The sequence below is a fragment of the Streptococcus mitis genome, from assembly GCF_001281025.1.
Classification (GTDB): Bacteria; Bacillota; Bacilli; order Lactobacillales; family Streptococcaceae; genus Streptococcus; species Streptococcus mitis_AK.
In genome coordinates this window covers 349,968-368,751 of record NZ_CP012646.1, presented here as the reverse complement: position 1 = coordinate 368,751, position 18,784 = coordinate 349,968, and the positions used below count along the sequence as shown (strand labels likewise).

At 42.5% G+C, this 18,784-nt stretch carries 13 protein-coding genes, 3 tRNA genes, 3 rRNA genes, 1 other RNA gene and 1 pseudogene; all 21 read left to right on the top strand.

Annotated elements, in window-relative coordinates; translation table 11 throughout:
• Positions 1-4: 4 nt before the first annotated feature.
• Complete coding sequence (gene hpt / locus RN80_RS01955; RefSeq protein WP_060627314.1) at positions 5-547, top strand: hypoxanthine phosphoribosyltransferase; 543 nt, start codon at positions 5-7, stop codon at positions 545-547.
• Between the two features lie 15 nt (positions 548-562).
• A complete protein-coding gene (ftsH, locus tag RN80_RS01950; protein ID WP_033684689.1) occupies positions 563-2,521 on the top strand; it encodes an ATP-dependent zinc metalloprotease FtsH in 1,959 nt (652 codons plus the stop codon).
• 120 nt (positions 2,522-2,641) lie between these two features.
• Positions 2,642-3,121 (top strand): transcriptional regulator, encoded by a 480-nt coding sequence (locus RN80_RS01945; RefSeq protein WP_060627313.1) that lies wholly within the window; start codon positions 2,642-2,644, stop codon positions 3,119-3,121.
• Positions 3,122-3,212: 91 nt separating this feature from the next.
• Positions 3,213-3,284 (top strand) — tRNA-Glu (locus tag RN80_RS01940).
• 243 nt (positions 3,285-3,527) lie between these two features.
• Positions 3,528-5,073, top strand: a 16S ribosomal RNA gene (locus RN80_RS01935).
• Positions 5,074-5,124: 51 nt separating this feature from the next.
• Positions 5,125-5,197 (top strand) — tRNA-Ala (locus RN80_RS01930).
• Between the two features lie 125 nt (positions 5,198-5,322).
• Positions 5,323-8,223: ribosomal RNA gene (locus tag RN80_RS01925) — 23S ribosomal RNA — on the top strand.
• 76 nt (positions 8,224-8,299) lie between these two features.
• Positions 8,300-8,415 (top strand): 5S ribosomal RNA (rrf, locus tag RN80_RS01920).
• The 16S, 23S and 5S rRNA genes sit together here with 3 tRNA genes alongside, the layout of an rRNA operon.
• A gap of 5 nt (positions 8,416-8,420) precedes the next feature.
• Positions 8,421-8,494 (top strand) — tRNA-Asn (locus tag RN80_RS01915).
• Positions 8,495-8,874: 380 nt separating this feature from the next.
• Positions 8,875-9,111 (top strand): sigma(X)-activator ComW, encoded by a 237-nt coding sequence (gene comW, locus RN80_RS01910; protein ID WP_060627312.1) that lies wholly within the window; start codon positions 8,875-8,877, stop codon positions 9,109-9,111.
• 230 nt (positions 9,112-9,341) lie between these two features.
• Complete coding sequence (locus RN80_RS01905) at positions 9,342-10,628, top strand: adenylosuccinate synthase (protein ID WP_001832534.1); 1,287 nt, start codon at positions 9,342-9,344, stop codon at positions 10,626-10,628.
• 199 nt (positions 10,629-10,827) lie between these two features.
• Entirely contained in the window at positions 10,828-11,295 is a 468-nt protein-coding gene (tadA, locus tag RN80_RS01900) for a tRNA adenosine(34) deaminase TadA (protein ID WP_060627311.1), read from the top strand.
• A 32-nt stretch (positions 11,296-11,327) separates the two neighbouring features.
• Positions 11,328-11,425, top strand: an RNA gene (gene ffs, locus RN80_RS01895) — signal recognition particle sRNA small type.
• A 56-nt stretch (positions 11,426-11,481) separates the two neighbouring features.
• Complete coding sequence (locus RN80_RS01890) at positions 11,482-11,925, top strand: dUTP diphosphatase (protein ID WP_000701987.1); 444 nt, start codon at positions 11,482-11,484, stop codon at positions 11,923-11,925.
• Positions 11,885-12,442: a histidine phosphatase family protein gene (locus RN80_RS01885; protein WP_172672628.1), complete on the top strand. Its 558-nt coding sequence runs from the start codon at positions 11,885-11,887 to the stop codon at positions 12,440-12,442. Before RN80_RS01890 ends, RN80_RS01885 begins: the two co-directional genes overlap by 41 nt.
• A 13-nt stretch (positions 12,443-12,455) precedes the next feature.
• Positions 12,456-13,817, top strand: coding sequence for a DNA repair protein RadA (gene radA, locus RN80_RS01880; protein WP_080998473.1), 1,362 nt, complete (start codon positions 12,456-12,458; stop codon positions 13,815-13,817).
• Between the two features lie 72 nt (positions 13,818-13,889).
• Positions 13,890-14,387, top strand: coding sequence for a beta-class carbonic anhydrase (locus RN80_RS01875; RefSeq protein ID WP_004240973.1), 498 nt, complete (start codon positions 13,890-13,892; stop codon positions 14,385-14,387).
• 24 nt (positions 14,388-14,411) lie between these two features.
• Complete coding sequence (locus tag RN80_RS01870; RefSeq protein ID WP_060627309.1) at positions 14,412-15,227, top strand: PrsW family intramembrane metalloprotease; 816 nt, start codon at positions 14,412-14,414, stop codon at positions 15,225-15,227.
• 145 nt (positions 15,228-15,372) lie between these two features.
• Complete coding sequence (locus tag RN80_RS01865) at positions 15,373-16,341, top strand: ribose-phosphate diphosphokinase (RefSeq protein ID WP_033682853.1); 969 nt, start codon at positions 15,373-15,375, stop codon at positions 16,339-16,341.
• Between the two features lie 118 nt (positions 16,342-16,459).
• Positions 16,460-17,407: pseudogene (locus RN80_RS09900) on the top strand (Rpn family recombination-promoting nuclease/putative transposase).
• A 374-nt stretch (positions 17,408-17,781) separates the two neighbouring features.
• Positions 17,782-18,762 carry an N-acetylmuramoyl-L-alanine amidase family protein gene (locus RN80_RS10200; RefSeq protein WP_049544006.1) on the top strand — a complete coding sequence of 327 codons (981 nt, stop codon included), beginning with the start codon at positions 17,782-17,784 and terminating at the stop codon, positions 18,760-18,762.
• The last annotated feature ends 22 nt before the right edge of the window (positions 18,763-18,784 follow it).

Below are 18,784 nucleotides of genomic sequence, written 5' to 3'. Positions count from 1 at the left end.
AAAAATGTTAGAAAACGATATTAAAAAAATCCTTGTTTCACACGATGAAATTACAGAAGTTGCTAAAAAATTAGGTGCCCAACTAACTAAAGACTATGCAGGAAAAAATCCGATTTTAATTGGGATTTTAAAAGGATCTATCCCTTTTATGGCTGAATTGGTTAAACATATTGATACACATATTGAAATGGACTTCATGATGGTTTCTAGCTACCATGGTGGAACAGCAAGTAGTGGTGTCATTAATATCAAGCAAGATGTGACTCAAGATATCAAAGGAAGACATGTTCTGTTTATAGAAGATATCATTGATACAGGTCAAACTTTGAAGAGTTTAAGAGATATGTTTAAAGCAAGAGAGGCTGCTTCTGTTAAAATTGCAACCTTGTTGGATAAACCAGAGGGACGTGTTGTAGAAATTGAGGCAGACTATACCTGCTTTACTATCCCAAATGAGTTTGTAGTAGGTTATGGTTTAGACTACAAAGAAAACTATCGTAACCTTCCTTATGTTGGAGTATTGAAAGAAGAAGTATATTCAAATTAGAAAGAACAATTTTTAATGAAAAAACAAAATAATGGTTTAATTAAAAATCCTTTTCTATGGTTATTACTTATTTTTTTCCTAGTTACAGCTTACCAGTATTTTAGTACAGGTAGTGTTGCAGGGAAAAGTGAGCAAATTAATTATACAGAATTGGTAAAAGAAATTACCGATGACAATGTAAAAGAATTGACTTACCAACCAAATGGCAGTGTTATCGAAGTTTCAGGTGTCTATAAAAATCCTAAAACAAGTAAAGAAGAAACAGGTATCCAGTTCTTTTCTCCTTCTGCTACAACAGTAGAGAAATTTTCAAGTATTATTCTTCCTTCAGATACTACAGTATCAGAATTGCAAAAACTTGCTTCTGACCATAAGGCGGAAGTAACTGTTAAGCATGAAAGTTCAAGTGGTATGTGGATTAATATTCTTGTATCCATTGTGCCATTCGGTATTCTATTCTTCTTCCTATTCTCTATGATGGGAAATATGGGAGGAAATAATAGCCGTAACCCAATGAGTTTTGGACGTAGTAAGGCTAAAGCCGCAAATAAAGAAGATATTAAAGTAAGATTTTCAGATGTTGCTGGAGCTGAGGAAGAAAAACAAGAACTAGTTGAAGTTGTTGAATTCTTAAAAGATCCAAAACGATTTACAAAACTTGGGGCCCGTATTCCAGCAGGTGTTCTTTTAGAGGGACCTCCGGGGACAGGTAAGACCTTGCTTGCTAAGGCAGTTGCTGGAGAAGCAGGTGTTCCATTCTTTAGTATCTCAGGTTCTGACTTTGTAGAAATGTTTGTCGGAGTTGGAGCTAGTCGTGTTCGTTCTCTTTTTGAAGATGCCAAAAAAGCAGCACCAGCTATTATCTTTATCGATGAAATTGATGCTGTTGGACGTCAACGTGGAGTCGGTCTTGGCGGAGGTAATGACGAACGTGAACAAACCTTGAACCAACTCTTGATTGAGATGGACGGTTTTGAGGGAAATGAAGGGATTATTGTCATCGCTGCGACAAACCGTTCAGATGTACTTGACCCTGCCCTTTTGCGTCCAGGACGTTTTGATAGAAAAGTATTGGTTGGCCGTCCTGATGTTAAAGGTCGCGAAGCAATCTTGAAAGTTCATGCTAAGAACAAGCCTTTAGCAGAAGATGTTGATTTGAAATTAGTGGCTCAACAAACTCCAGGTTTTGTTGGTGCTGATTTAGAGAATGTATTGAATGAAGCTGCTTTAGTCGCTGCTCGTCGCAATAAATCAATAATTGATGCCTCAGATATTGATGAAGCAGAAGATAGAGTTATTGCTGGTCCTTCTAAGAAAGATAAGACAGTTTCACAAAAAGAACGTGAATTGGTTGCCTACCATGAGGCTGGACACACCATTGTTGGTCTAGTCTTATCGAATGCCCGTGTTGTTCATAAAGTTACTATCGTACCACGAGGCCGTGCAGGCGGTTATATGATTGCACTTCCTAAAGAGGATCAAATGCTTCTATCTAAAGAAGATATGAAAGAGCAATTGGCTGGCTTAATGGGTGGACGTGTAGCTGAAGAAATTATCTTTAATGTCCAAACGACAGGAGCTTCAAACGACTTTGAACAAGCTACTCAGATGGCGCGTGCAATGGTTACAGAGTACGGTATGAGTGAAAAACTTGGCCCAGTACAATATGAAGGAAACCATGCTATGTTTGGTGCACAGAGTCCTCAAAAATCAATTTCAGAACAAACAGCTTATGAAATTGACGAAGAAGTTCGTTCATTATTAAATGAAGCACGAAATAAAGCTGCTGAAATCATCCAATCAAATCGTGAAACTCACAAGTTGATTGCAGAAGCATTATTGAAATACGAAACATTGGATAGTACACAAATTAAAGCTCTTTATGAAACAGGAAAGATGCCTGAAACAGTCGAAGAGGAATCACATGCACTATCCTATGATGAAGTAAAGTCAAAAATGAATGACGAAAAATAACCCCAAGAGAGGCGTGTCCTCTCTTTTTTGTGCAGTTTAGACGGTGTAGGGAACAGAATGGGGGAAATGGGACAAAAGTGTTTCTGAATCTGTTAAACTGTATCTAGAAAGGGGAACGTTATGTTTAAAGAATTGTATAAAGAAGTCCAGGGAATTGTATATAAAAGTAGAAATGAATATTACCTTCATTTATGGGAGCTATCGGATTGGGACCAAGAGGGAATGATTTGCTTACATGAATTGATCAGTAGAGAAGAAGAGCTAGTAGAAGATATTCCTCGTTTAAGGAAATATTTTAAGACTAAGTTCCGTAATCGAATTCTAGACTATATCCGTAAGCAAGAAAGTCAAAAACGAAGATATGATAAAGAACCGTATGAAGAAGTAGGTGAGATTAGTCATCGTATCAGTGAGGGAGGTCTGTGTCTAGATGATTATTATCTCTTTCATGAGACACTAAGAGATTATAGAAGTAAACAAAGTAAAGACAAACAAGAAGAGTTAGAACGGGTCCTAAGACATGAACGCTTCCGAGGGCGTCAAAGAGTATTAAAAGACTTACGTATTGTGTTTAAGGAGTTTGATATCCGTACTCGGTAAGAAGCTATGCAAAAAAAAGAAAAAAACAGAAAAAGTAGTTGACAAAGTTTGAAAAGTCGGTATAATAGTAAGAGTTGAAAATAACAACTCTGGTCCGTTGGTCAAGGGGTTAAGACACCGCCTTTTCACGGCGGTAACACGGGTTCGAATCCCGTACGGACTATGGTATGTTGCGGTTGAGGCACTTGATGAAAAAAAGATTAAAAAAGTTTCAAAAAAGTGTTGACAAGCGAAAGCACCTGTGATATACTAATATAGTTGTCGCTTGAGAGAAGTGAGTGACAAAGACCTTTGAAAACTGAACAAGACGAACCAATGTGCAGGGCACTACAACTAAGGTTGTAGTACTGAACAATGAAAAAAACAATAAATCTGTCAGTGACAGAAATGAGTGAGAACTCAAACTTTTAATGAGAGTTTGATCCTGGCTCAGGACGAACGCTGGCGGCGTGCCTAATACATGCAAGTAGAACGCTGAAGGAGGAGCTTGCTCTTCTGGATGAGTTGCGAACGGGTGAGTAACGCGTAGGTAACCTGCCTGGTAGCGGGGGATAACTATTGGAAACGATAGCTAATACCGCATAAGAGTAGATGTTGCATGACATTTGCTTAAAAGGTGCAATTGCATCACTACCAGATGGACCTGCGTTGTATTAGCTAGTTGGTGGGGTAACGGCTCACCAAGGCGACGATACATAGCCGACCTGAGAGGGTGATCGGCCACACTGGGACTGAGACACGGCCCAGACTCCTACGGGAGGCAGCAGTAGGGAATCTTCGGCAATGGACGGAAGTCTGACCGAGCAACGCCGCGTGAGTGAAGAAGGTTTTCGGATCGTAAAGCTCTGTTGTAAGAGAAGAACGAGTGTGAGAGTGGAAAGTTCACACTGTGACGGTATCTTACCAGAAAGGGACGGCTAACTACGTGCCAGCAGCCGCGGTAATACGTAGGTCCCGAGCGTTGTCCGGATTTATTGGGCGTAAAGCGAGCGCAGGCGGTTAGATAAGTCTGAAGTTAAAGGCTGTGGCTTAACCATAGTACGCTTTGGAAACTGTTTAACTTGAGTGCAAGAGGGGAGAGTGGAATTCCATGTGTAGCGGTGAAATGCGTAGATATATGGAGGAACACCGGTGGCGAAAGCGGCTCTCTGGCTTGTAACTGACGCTGAGGCTCGAAAGCGTGGGGAGCAAACAGGATTAGATACCCTGGTAGTCCACGCCGTAAACGATGAGTGCTAGGTGTTAGACCCTTTCCGGTGTTTAGTGCCGCAGCTAACGCATTAAGCACTCCGCCTGGGGAGTACGACCGCAAGGTTGAAACTCAAAGGAATTGACGGGGGCCCGCACAAGCGGTGGAGCATGTGGTTTAATTCGAAGCAACGCGAAGAACCTTACCAGGTCTTGACATCCCTCTGACCGCTCTAGAGATAGAGTTTTCCTTCGGGACAGAGGTGACAGGTGGTGCATGGTTGTCGTCAGCTCGTGTCGTGAGATGTTGGGTTAAGTCCCGCAACGAGCGCAACCCCTATTGTTAGTTGCCATCATTCAGTTGGGCACTCTAGCGAGACTGCCGGTAATAAACCGGAGGAAGGTGGGGATGACGTCAAATCATCATGCCCCTTATGACCTGGGCTACACACGTGCTACAATGGCTGGTACAACGAGTCGCAAGCCGGTGACGGCAAGCTAATCTCTTAAAGCCAGTCTCAGTTCGGATTGTAGGCTGCAACTCGCCTACATGAAGTCGGAATCGCTAGTAATCGCGGATCAGCACGCCGCGGTGAATACGTTCCCGGGCCTTGTACACACCGCCCGTCACACCACGAGAGTTTGTAACACCCGAAGTCGGTGAGGTAACCGTAAGGAGCCAGCCGCCTAAGGTGGGATAGATGATTGGGGTGAAGTCGTAACAAGGTAGCCGTATCGGAAGGTGCGGCTGGATCACCTCCTTTCTAAGGAAAAGGAACTGCGCATTGGTCTTGTTTAGTCTTGAGAGGTCTTGTGGGGCCTTAGCTCAGCTGGGAGAGCGCCTGCTTTGCACGCAGGAGGTCAGCGGTTCGATCCCGCTAGGCTCCATTGGTGAGAGATCACCAAGTAATGCACATTGAAAATTGAATATCTATATCAAATAGTAACAAGAAAATAAACCGAAAACGCTGTAGTATTAATAAGAGTTTATGACTGAAAGGTCAGAAAAATAAGGTTAAGTTAATAAGGGCGCACGGTGGATGCCTTGGCACTAGGAGCCGAAGAAGGACGTGACAAACGACGATATGCCTTGGGTAGCTGTAAGTAAGCGATGATCCAGGGATTTCCGAATGGGGGAACCCAACAGGTACTACCTGTTACCCACATCTGTTAAGGATGTGAGGAGGAAGACGCAGTGAACTGAAACATCTAAGTAGCTGCAGGAAGAGAAAGCAAAAGCGATTGCCTTAGTAGCGGCGAGCGAAACGGCAGAAGGGCAAACCGAAGAGTTTACTCTTCGGGGTTGTAGGACTGCAATGTGGACTCAAAGATTATAGAAGAATGATTTGGGAAGATCAGCCAAAGATAGTAATAGCCTCGTATTTAAAATAGTCTTTGTACCTAGCAGTATCCTGAGTACGGCGGGACACGTGAAATCCCGTCGGAATCTGGGAGGGCCATCTCCCAACCCTAAATACTCCCTAGTGACCGATAGTGAACCAGTACCGTGAGGGAAAGGTGAAAAGCACCCCGGGAGGGGAGTGAAATAGAACCTGAAACCGTGTGCCTACAACAAGTTCGAGCCCGTTAATGGGTGAGAGCGTGCCTTTTGTAGAATGAACCGGCGAGTTACGTTATGATGCGAGGTTAAGTTGAAGAGACGGAGCCGTAGGGAAACCGAGTCTGAATAGGGCGAATTAGTATCATGACGTAGACCCGAAACCATGTGACCTACCCATGAGCCGGTTGAAGGTGCGGTAAGACGCACTGGAGGACCGAACCAGGGCACGTTGAAAAGTGCTTGGATGACTTGTGGGTAGCGGAGAAATTCCAAACGAACTTGGAGATAGCTGGTTCTCTCCGAAATAGCTTTAGGGCTAGCGTCGACATAAAGATTCTTGGAGGTAGAGCACTGTTTGGGTGAGGGGTCCATCCCGGATTACCAATCTCAGATAAACTCCGAATGCCAATGAATTATGGTCGGTAGTCAGACTGCGAGTGCTAAGATCCGTAGTCGAAAGGGAAACAGCCCAGACCACCAGCTAAGGTCCCAAAATAATTGTTAAGTGGAAAAGGATGTGGGGTTGCACAGACAACTAGGATGTTAGCTTAGAAGCAGCTATTCATTCAAAGAGTGCGTAATAGCTCACTAGTCGAGTGACCCTGCGCCGAAAATGTACCGGGGCTAAAACAATTTACCGCAGCTGTGGATACCTTTATAGGTATGGTAGGAGAGCGTTCTATGTGTGATGAAGGTGTACCGTGAGGAGTGCTGGAACGCATAGAAGTGAGAATGCCGGTATGAGTAGCGAAAGACAGGTGAGAATCCTGTCCACCGTAAGACTAAGGTTTCCAGGGGAAGGCTCGTCCGCCCTGGGTTAGTCGGGACCTAAGGAGAGACCGAAAGGTGTATCCGATGGACAACAGGTTGATATTCCTGTACTAGAGTATGTAGTGATGGAGGGACGCAGTAGGCTAACTAAAGCAGACGATTGGAAGAGTCTGTCTAAGCAGTTAGGTGTGATATGAGTCAAATGCTTATATCTGTAACATTGAGCTGTGATGGGGAGCGAAGTTTAGTAGGGAAGTTAGTGACGTCACACTGCCAAGAAAAGCTTCTAGCGTTTAAACATACTCTACCCGTACCGCAAACCGACACAGGTAGTCGAGGCGAGTAGCCTCAGGTGAGCGAGAGAACTCTCGTTAAGGAACTCGGCAAAATGACCCCGTAACTTCGGGAGAAGGGGTGCTGACTTTAAGTCGGCCGCAGTGAATAGGCCCAAGCAACTGTTTATCAAAAACACAGCTCTCTGCTAAATCGTAAGATGATGTATAGGGGGTGACGCCTGCCCGGTGCTGGAAGGTTAAGAGGAGTGCTTAGCGCAAGCGAAGGTATGAATTGAAGCCCCAGTAAACGGCGGCCGTAACTATAACGGTCCTAAGGTAGCGAAATTCCTTGTCGGGTAAGTTCCGACCCGCACGAAAGGCGTAATGATTTGGGCACTGTCTCAACGAGAGACTCGGTGAAATTTTAGTACCTGTGAAGATGCAGGTTACCCGCGACAGGACGGAAAGACCCCATGGAGCTTTACTGCAGTTTGATATTGAGTGTCTGTACCACATGTACAGGATAGGTAGGAGTCTATGAGATCGGGACGCCAGTTTCGAAGGAGACGATGTTGGGATACTACCCTTGTGTTATGGCCACTCTAACCCAGATAGGTGATCCCTATCGGAGACAGTGTCTGACGGGCAGTTTGACTGGGGCGGTCGCCTCCTAAAAGGTAACGGAGGCGCCCAAAGGTTCCCTCAGAATGGTTGGAAATCATTCGCAGAGTGTAAAGGTATAAGGGAGCTTGACTGCGAGAGCTACAACTCGAGCAGGGACGAAAGTCGGGCTTAGTGATCCGGTGGTTCCGTATGGAAGGGCCATCGCTCAACGGATAAAAGCTACCCTGGGGATAACAGGCTTATCTCCCCCAAGAGTTCACATCGACGGGGAGGTTTGGCACCTCGATGTCGGCTCGTCGCATCCTGGGGCTGTAGTCGGTCCCAAGGGTTGGGCTGTTCGCCCATTAAAGCGGCACGCGAGCTGGGTTCAGAACGTCGTGAGACAGTTCGGTCCCTATCCGTCGCGGGCGTAGGAAATTTGAGAGGATCTGCTCCTAGTACGAGAGGACCAGAGTGGACTTACCGCTGGTGTACCAGTTGTCTTGCCAAAGGCATCGCTGGGTAGCTATGTAGGGAAGGGATAAACGCTGAAAGCATCTAAGTGTGAAACCCACCTCAAGATGAGATTTCCCATGATTTTATATCAGTAAGAGCCCTGAGAGATGATCAGGTAGATAGGTTAGAAGTGGAAGTGTGGCGACACATGTAGCGGACTAATACTAATAGCTCGAGGACTTATCCAAAGTAACTGAGAATATGAAAGCGAATGGTTTTCTTGATTTGAATAGATATTCAATTTTGAGTAGGTATTACTCAGAGTTAAGTGACGATAGCCTAGGAGATACACCTGTACCCATGCCGAACACAGAAGTTAAGCCCTAGAACGCCGGAAGTAGTTGGGGGTTGCCCCCTGTGAGATATGGAAGTCGCTTAGCTTTAATCCGCCATAGCTCAGTTGGTAGTAGCGCATGACTGTTAATCATGATGTCGTAGGTTCGAGTCCTACTGGCGGAGTAGTTAAGAAAAAGAGGTTTAGGCCTCTTTTTTTATATAATTAATAATCTATTTTGAGTTATTTGGTGTGAGATATTTTTTGCTGAGTAAAGTTTCATAGCCCTCCGTTTTCGAGCAAGGAGATCTTTTTAGTACTTTAATCGAGGGTAGCGAAGAGGCTAAACGTGACGGACTGTAAATACGCTCCTTCGAGGGTTCGCATCCTTCCGCTTCCATTATCTTAATTTTTGAAATTTAGGTAGTAGATTTCTTCCTATTCTGTCAACTTTTCCTATTTATTATCTTTTTGAGGTTAGTATTTGAGCAATTCAGGATTTAATAATAACTGTTTATAATTTTTTGTTAGAATAAGCTTATAAAAAGTAAAGGAGTGTATGCTTATGCTACAAAATATTTATGATCAGATGACTGATTTCTATGACAGTATCGAAGAAGAGTATGCTACTTTCTTTGGTAATAGTTGGGACTGGGAACATTTTCATTTTAAGTTTTTGATTTATTATCTTGTCCGATATCGTATTGTGAGCTATCGGGATTTTATTGTTTACCATTATCGTGTTGCTTATCGTTTGTATCTTGAAAAATTGATAATGAAACAAGGTTTTGTTGCTTGTTGAGACAGTATGAGTTAATTTCCGAACAAATTTAACTTTTTGTAGGAATATAATGATAAATAGCCGGAATTATTTCTAAATCATTTTTTAATAGTTGGAAATAGCAAATCTTTCTATTGTTTCTTCTTGATAAAAAGGCGATTTTTTCTTATAATAAATTGTAAGATATAATTGCAGGTGAGAGTCCTGCCATGTATGTGAGAAAGGAAGAGCCTGAGGGCTCAGACAAGATTATGACTTCAGTTGTTGTTGTAGGTACCCAATGGGGTGATGAAGGTAAAGGGAAGATTACAGACTTCCTTTCAGCGAATGCAGAAGTGATTGCACGTTACCAAGGTGGTGATAATGCAGGTCACACGATTGTGATTGATGGTAAGAAATTTAAGTTGCACTTGATTCCATCTGGAATTTTCTTCCCTGAAAAAATCTCTGTTATTGGGAATGGTATGGTTGTAAATCCTAAATCTCTTGTAAAAGAGTTGAGCTATCTTCATGAGGAAGGTGTTACAACTGATAACTTGCGTATTTCTGATCGCGCGCATGTCATTTTGCCTTATCATATCGAGTTGGATCGTTTGCAAGAAGAAGCTAAGGGCGATAATAAGATTGGCACTACAATCAAGGGAATTGGTCCAGCTTATATGGACAAGGCTGCTCGTGTTGGGATTCGTATCGCCGATCTTTTAGATAAAGATATTTTCCGTGAGCGCTTAGAACGTAACCTTGCTGAAAAGAATCGTCTTTTTGAAAAATTGTATGACAGTAAAGCGATTGCTTTCGATGATATTTTTGAAGAATATTATGAATATGGTCAACAAATCAAGAAGTATGTGACAGATACATCTGTCATTTTGAATGATGCGCTTGATAATGGAAAACGTGTGCTTTTTGAAGGTGCACAAGGTGTTATGCTAGATATCGACCAAGGTACGTATCCATTTGTTACGTCATCAAACCCTGTGGCTGGTGGTGTTACGATTGGTTCTGGTGTTGGTCCAAGTAAGATTGACAAGGTTGTTGGTGTATGTAAAGCCTATACGAGTCGTGTAGGAGACGGTCCTTTCCCAACTGAGTTGTTTGATGAAGTGGGAGAACGCATTCGTGAAGTAGGTCATGAGTATGGTACAACAACTGGTCGTCCACGTCGTGTGGGTTGGTTTGACTCAGTTGTGATGCGTCATAGTCGTCGTGTTTCTGGTATCACTAACCTTTCATTGAACTCTATCGATGTTTTGAGTGGTTTAGATACAGTGAAAATCTGTGTGGCCTATGATCTTGATGGTCAACGTATTGACTACTATCCAGCTAGTCTTGAGCAATTGAAACGTTGCAAGCCTATTTATGAAGAGTTACCAGGTTGGTCAGAAGATATTACTGGAGTTCGTAATTTGGAAGATCTTCCGGAGAATGCGCGTAACTATGTTCGTCGTGTGAGTGAATTGGTTGGCGTTCGTATTTCTACTTTCTCAGTAGGTCCTGGTCGTGAACAAACAAATATTTTAGAAAGTGTTTGGTCCTAAGAGATTTTTAAGATTTGTTTAAGATAGGTCGGGTATACTATAGACAGTTACAAGAAGACCTCCTAACTTGTTGTAACAAATATCCTAAACTTTTCTTTTTCATAATAATCTCCCTATAAAGTCACCGCATTCGGTGGCTTTTTTTGTCTTGGGATTCATGATATAATAATAAAATCGACAAGTAGGAAAAGGGAAATTGATGAATTATACAGTTGAAGAAAAAGAAGTCTTTATGAGAGAGGCATTGAAAGAGGCTGAGATTGCTCTTGAACACGATGAAATTCCAATTGGTTGTGTGATTGTCAAAGATGGCAAAATCATTGGCCGTGGGCATAATGCGCGTGAGGAACTGCAGCGAGCGGTTATGCATGCGGAGATTATGGCCATAGAGAATGCGAACCTGAGTGAGGAGAGCTGGCGCTTGCTTGATTGCACGCTTTTTGTGACCATTGAGCCTTGTGTCATGTGTAGTGGGGCGATTGGACTTGCCCGTATTCCAAACGTGGTCTATGGGGCTAAAAACCAGAAATTTGGCGCTGCTGGGAGTTTGTACGATATCTTGACAGATGAGCGTCTCAATCATCGTGTGGAGGTTGAAACGGGAATTTTGGAAGATGAATGCGCAGCTATTATGCAGGACTTTTTTAGAAATAGACGGAAAAAATAATTTTGCTTTTAAAATGAATAGGAATGTGATATAATAAATAGTGGAGCAACAGTTCTGCGTGAAGCGGGTCAGGGGAGGAATCCAGCAGCCCTAAGCGATTTGAATTGTGTGCTCTTTTTTTCGTGCTTTTTCCGAATAAATAAGATAGAATAATCTAGAATGAATGATAATAGAAAAGAGAAGATGATGAAAATTCGTGGTTTTGAATTGGTTTCTAGTTTTACAGATGAAAATTTATTGCCCAAGCGTGAGACAGCGCATGCGGCTGGTTACGACTTAAAGGTTGCTGTGCGTACAGTTATTGCACCAGGAGAGATTGTCTTGGTTCCGACAGGGGTTAAGGCTTATATGCAACCGACTGAGGTTCTTTACCTTTATGATCGTTCTTCAAACCCTCGTAAGAAGGGTTTGGTTTTAATTAATTCAGTTGGGGTCATTGATGGGGATTATTATGGAAATCCTGGGAATGAAGGACATATTTTTGCGCAGATGAAGAATATCACAGACCAAGAGGTTGTTCTTGAAGTTGGGGAACGTGTTGTCCAGGCTGTCTTTGCTCCTTTCTTAATTGCAGATGGAGATGCAGCTGATGGCGTGCGAACTGGTGGATTTGGATCGACAGGGCACTAGAATGAAGATTATCTTTGTACGTCACGGGGAGCCAGATTATTGTGAGTTAGAGGAGCGTTCTTATACGGGATTTGGGATAGATTTGGCACCCTTGTCTGAGAAGGGACGGCAACAAGCCCAGAAACTGAGCACCAATCCTTTACTCCCTTCAGCTGAAATAATCATATCTTCTGCAGTCACAAGAGCTTTAGAGACGGCTTTTTATGTGGCTTGTGTTACTGAACTTCCTTTGAGAGTGGAGCCATTATTGCATGAATGGCAGGTCTATGAAAGTGGCACAGATAATTTTGAAAAAGCTCGTACTATGTTTCTAGAAAATAAGGGGGAGTTACTTCCTAATAGTACTATTCAATATGAGACAGCTACGGAGATGAAGTCTCGTTTTCTAGAATGCATGGCTAAGTATCGAGATTACCAGACCGTGATAGTGGTAACTCACAACATGCTCATGCGCCAGTTTGTGCCAAATGAGAAGATTGATTTTTGCCAAGTAATTGAGTGTGAGTTAGAGATATAGAAAGAGGTTTATCATCGCAAAGAAAAAAGCGACATTTGTATGTCAAAATTGTGGGTATAATTCCCCTAAATATCTGGGACGATGTCCTAACTGTGGGTCTTGGTCTTCCTTTGTAGAAGAGGTTGAGGTTGCCGAGGTCAAAAATGCGCGTGTGTCTTTAACAGGTGAGAAAACCAAGCCCATGAAACTGGCTGAGGTGACTTCTATCAACGTCAATCGAACCAAGACGGACATGGAGGAATTCAACCGTGTACTTGGAGGCGGAGTGGTACCGGGAAGTCTCGTTCTTATCGGTGGGGATCCTGGAATCGGGAAATCAACCCTTCTCCTACAAGTTTCAACCCAGCTGTCTCAAGTTGGGACTGTTCTCTACGTCAGTGGGGAGGAGTCTGCCCAGCAGATTAAACTACGTGCAGAGCGTTTGGGTGATATTGATAGCGAGTTTTATCTCTATGCAGAGACCAATATGCAGAGTGTTCGAGCTGAGGTGGAGCGCATCCAACCAGACTTCCTCATTATTGACTCTATCCAGACCATTATGTCTCCTGAGATTTCAGGGGTGCAGGGGTCTGTTTCTCAGGTGCGTGAAGTGACAGCTGAACTTATGCAGCTGGCCAAAACCAATAACATTGCCATATTTATCGTAGGGCATGTAACCAAGGAAGGAACCTTGGCTGGGCCTCGTATGTTGGAGCATATGGTGGATACGGTGCTTTACTTTGAAGGGGAGCGTCATCATACCTTCCGTATTTTGAGGGCGGTCAAAAATCGTTTTGGTTCTACCAATGAGATTGGGATTTTTGAGATGCAGTCGGGCGGTTTGGTTGAGGTTCTCAATCCGAGTCAAGTTTTCTTAGAAGAGCGTTTGGATGGGGCGACTGGTTCTTCTATCGTTGTGACTATGGAGGGGACGCGTCCGATTTTGGCGGAGGTTCAGGCTTTGGTTACACCGACTATGTTTGGAAATGCCAAGCGTACGACGACAGGACTTGATTTTAACCGTGCTAGTCTGATTATGGCTGTTTTGGAAAAACGGGCAGGTCTTCTCTTGCAAAATCAGGATGCTTACCTAAAATCTGCTGGCGGTGTCAAATTGGATGAACCTGCCATTGACTTAGCTGTTGCTGTTGCCATTGCTTCGAGTTATAAAGACAAGCCTACCAATCCTCAGGAATGTTTTGTAGGAGAACTAGGTTTGACTGGAGAAATTCGGCGCGTGAATCGTATCGAGCAGCGCATCAATGAAGCTGCTAAACTGGGTTTTACTAAAATTTATGTACCTAAGAATTCCTTGACAGGAATCACTTCGCCTAAGGAAATTCAGGTTATTGGCGTGACAACGATTCAGGAAGTTTTGAAAAAGGTCTTTGCATAATCCGTGACAAATCTTCTTAAAAATGATAAGATAGGAGAAATATTTGACTATCAAATTTTCAAGGAGGGAATCGTGTCGTATTTTGAACAGTTTATGCAAGCCAATCAGGCTTATGTTGCCCTACATGGGCAGTTAAATCTGCCACTTAAACCCAAAACAAGAGTGGCTATTGTGACCTGTATGGATTCACGTTTGCACGTGGCGCAAGCTCTGGGCTTGGCACTTGGGGATGCTCATATCTTGCGGAATGCAGGTGGTCGAGTGACTGAGGACATGATTCGTTCGCTAGTTATTTCCCAGCAACAAATGGGGACAAGAGAGATTGTGGTATTGCACCATACAGACTGTGGTGCTCAGACCTTTGAAAATGGGCCTTTTCAGGAGTATTTAAAAGAGGAACTAGGTGTCGATGTGTCAGACCAGGACTTCTTGCCCTTTCAAGATATAGAGGAGAGTGTACGTGAGGACATGCAACTCCTTATCGATTCTCCCCTAATACCAGATGATGTCATTATCTCTGGTGCTATTTACGATGTGGATACAGGAAGTATGACAGTCGTAGAATTATAAATACTTCATATAGAAAGAAAGTGTATGAAGAAAAACAGCATTTTATTTATTTTTATTTTATTGCTATGTATTGGTTTGCAGTATGAAACAATCTACTATACGGATGGTTCGATGTCAGGTGCAGAATATGGCCTAATGGGAGTTTCTATCTTTCTAGCTCTCTTTTACATGATTCCGGCTCTTTATTTCCTTTTCCGTATTGGGAAAAAATGGGAATTGTCAAAGAATGCCTTGATTCTGTCTTTATTGGGTGGGATGTTCCTTTCAGGTTGGTTGTCTAGCTTTGCTAATACCTATATCCATGATTTATTGGAGGTTCTTTTCCCAGATAGTGCATTTTTAAATGCCTTTGAAAGTGCGATTGTGGCTCCTTTGGTAGAAGAACCCTTGAAATTGTTGCCACTTGTCTTTGTTTTAGCTTTGATTCCTGTGCGAAAATTAAAATCTTTGTTTTTACTTGGGATTGCTTCTGGTTTGGGATTCCAAATGATTGAGGATATTGGCTACATTCGTACAGATTTGCCAGAGGGCTTTGACTTTACTATTTCGAGAATTTTAGAGCGTATCATCTCAGGAATTGCCTCTCACTGGACTTTTTCAGGTTTGGCGGTAGTAGGTGTTTACTTGCTTTACAGAGCCTATAAAGGACAGAAGGTTGGCAAGAAACAGGGGCTTATTTTCCTAGGTTTGGCCTTGGGAACTCATTTCTTGTTTAACTCTCCTTTTGTAGAATTAGAGACAGAGTTGCCACTAGCGATTCCAGTGGTTACGGCTATTGCTCTCTATGGTTTTTATCAGGCTTATCGCTTTGTTGAGAAGCACAATGAGTTGATGAACTAGAATATTTTTCAAAAGAATGATGCAAGGGTACAAATATGGTACCCTTCTTTTATTTTTGATTGAAAAATAGTGCAAAAAGCGCTACAATGGTAGATGGAAAAATCTTGTGAAAAGCACAAGCGATACATATATACCGGAGGAAATCATGTCTTTTTCTGATTTAAAGCTGTTTGCCCTTTCTTCTAATCAAGAATTGGCAAAACGTGTAGCGCAGGAGATTGGGATAGAGTTGGGGAAATCAAGTGTTCGCCAATTTTCAGATGGAGAGATTCAGGTCAACATCGAAGAATCAATCCGTGGGAAACACGTCTTTATCCTACAATCAACTAGCTCGCCTGTAAATGACAATCTGCTTGAAATTTTGATTATGGTGGATGCTTTGAAGCGTGCGAGTGCAGAATCTGTCAATGTTGTCATGCCTTACTATGGGTATGCACGTCAGGATAGAAAGGCGAGAGCGCGTGAGCCAATCACTTCAAAACTTGTCGCAAATATGCTTGAAGTAGCTGGAGTGGATCGTCTATTGACCATCGACTTGCATGCTGCGCAGATTCAAGGGTTCTTTGATATTCCTGTGGATCATTTGATGGGAGCTCCTCTGATTGCGGATTATTTTGAGCGTCGTGGCATGGTTGGTTCTGACTATGTGGTTGTCAGCCCAGACCATGGAGGGGTGACTCGTGCCCGTAAGTTGGCAGAATTTTTGAAAACATCTATTGCTATCATTGACAAACGTCGTAGTGTTGATAAGATGAATACCAGTGAAGTCATGAACATCATCGGTAAGGTCGAAGGCAAGACTTGTATCTTGATTGATGATATGATTGATACTGCTGGAACGATTTGTCATGCGGCAGATGCCCTTGCAGAAGCTGGTGCTGTTGAAGTCTATGCGAGCTGTACGCACCCAGTTCTTTCTGGTCCTGCTATGGACAATATCCAAAAATCAGCTATTAAGAAATTGGTTGTTTTGGATACCATCTATCTGCCAGAAGAGCGTTTGATTGATAAGATTGAGCAAATTTCAATCGCTCATCTCCTAGGAGATGCTATTGTACGTATCCATGAAAAACGCCCACTTTCTCCACTTTTCAGTATTGAGAAAAAGATTTAATGACCAAGCCTGAGATGATTCTCAGGTTTTTTTCATCTCTTTTCCGAATAAATAGATAGAACCAGAGAATCTAGGAAACCTAGATTTAAAACTGTGGTATAATAAAAGGAGGAAGAGGATGATTCTAAGACATCCGGGCATTAGCCCGACCAATGATTTGGTTGCTAAGAAAATCTTTAGCAATCCAGAAATCACTTGTCAATTTATTCGCGATATGCTGGATTTACCAGCAAAAAATGTGACCATTTTGGAGGGAAGCAATATTCACGTATTACCCTCCATCCCTTATTCAGCGCAGGATTTCTATACCAGTATAGACGTCTTGGCAGAGTTGGACAATGGCACGCAGGTTATTATCGAAATCCAAGTTCATCATCAGAATTTTTTCATCAATCGCCTGTGGGCTTACCTGTGTAGTCAGGTCAATCAAAATCTTGAAAAAATTCGCCAGTAAGAAGGCAATACTCATCGAAGTTACAAACACATCGCACCAGTATATGCTATCGCAATCGTGGATAGCAATTACTTCTCAGATGATTTGGCTTTCCATAGCTTTAGTATGCGCGAGGACACAACAGGTGAGGCTTTAACAATTACAAACAATGGACAAGAAAACCATCTGGTCAAGATGGCGTTCTTAGAACTAAAAAAATACAGAGAAACCAGCAAAGACGAGGTTCGCAAACCGTGGTTGGAGTTTTTTGGGAATAAACCCTTTACCCAAGAACCAGAGCGAGCTATCAGCCAAGCAGACCAACTGCTAGACTACAAAAGCTGGTCCGAGGAGGACAGGAAAATGTTTAGTCAACTACGTATGCGAGAAGAACAAGCCTTGTTAGCACAGGACTATGCCTTGGAAACCGCTAGAGCCGAAGGTATTGAACAAGGTTTAGAACGTGGTCTTGAACGTGGTCGCGCAGAGGGCATTGAACAGGGACTGGAGCGTGGGAAAGTTGAAGGAAGTTTGTCTATGCTACTAAATCTCGTTCGCCAAGGTCTTCTGACACCTGAGGTTGCCAGCCAGCAATTAGGTATGACGGTCGCAGAGTTTGAGGACTTGCTATAAGGTCACATTTTAAATAGTAGAAAGTTTATAAAATGGCAAGTTATTATCAAAAAACTTGTCATTTTTGCTTGACATTTCGAAGGGGTTATAGGATAATACTACAGAAGTGAGTTCTGTCCAACTGTCTATGTGGATTAGATATGAATGATTTTACTCAAGGATCAAAAAATTGTGAGATTTTCACTTGAATATAGGATATTTTAAGCGTATTCACTCTCGCAAAGTTGTTTTTTTCACCTTTTTTTCTAAAAATGGGTAAAAACTTTAAAAAGTAGAAGAAAACCCTTGACAAATCCTGCAAATATTTATATACTGTATGGTAGTAAGATAGTCTTACGAAAAATATTTTAAAGAAAAACAAAGGAGATAAAACGATGAAAAAAGTTTTATTGACAAGCGCAGTCGCTCTTGCAGCATTTGGTGCTGTACAAGCTGTTTCAGCTGATGGTAACAACGGTTATAGTACTGGTCGTGTAAACCCACTTACTGGTAAAATCGACCAAGCTAACTATAGCGGAAACACAGTTGTTTCAGCTCACACTGGTGTAGTTGCTGATGCTGACCAATACAAACCAGCAACTCCAGCTACAAACCCATACGCTGTAAGAAATCGTATCGGTAAAGATGGTAAGGTTTTACCAGATGTATTTGGTAATGGTACTCATGTTCGTGTACATGTTAAAGATGTCCAAGGTAACCCTGTAGCAGGTGTTAAAGTAGCTGCTTTAGTATACAAAACACCAGAAGACTTTGACAACTACAAAAAACCAGCTTTAATTGAAGGAACTACTGACGCAGCAGGTGATGTTGAGTTTGCTGTTGAAAACGGTGGTTATGTAGTTTACCGTGTTGATCAAGCTCCAAAAGGTTACTTTGTTCCTGCTAATCTTACAGTAGGTACTCTACTTGATGCAGAAGAAGTTGTACGTGAAGGTTCAGACATGTTTGTTAACGGTGAGTTGACAATCGAAAAAACTGACACTTATAACGTTGCTCGTACTGAGTGGGTTCAAGGTGAAAACGGATGGCACTACTTCGACAACAACAAACAAGCTACTGGTTGGAAACAAGTTGACGGTAAATGGTACTTCTTTAACGCTGAAGGCGTAATGCAAAAATGGTGGGTTAAAGATGGTAACACTTGGTACTACCTAAACGGTTCAGGTGCTATGGAAACTGGTTGGTTGCAAGACGGTGGCAAATGGTACTTCCTTGAAGCATCAGGTGCTATGAAAGCTAGCCAATGGTTTGAAGTTGCTGGTAAATGGTACTACGTTGACGGTTCAGGTGCCCTTGCAGTTAACACAACTGTAGGTGGATACACTGTAAACGGAAACGGTGAATGGGTTAAATAATCTAGTTTAATCAAAAAAGCAG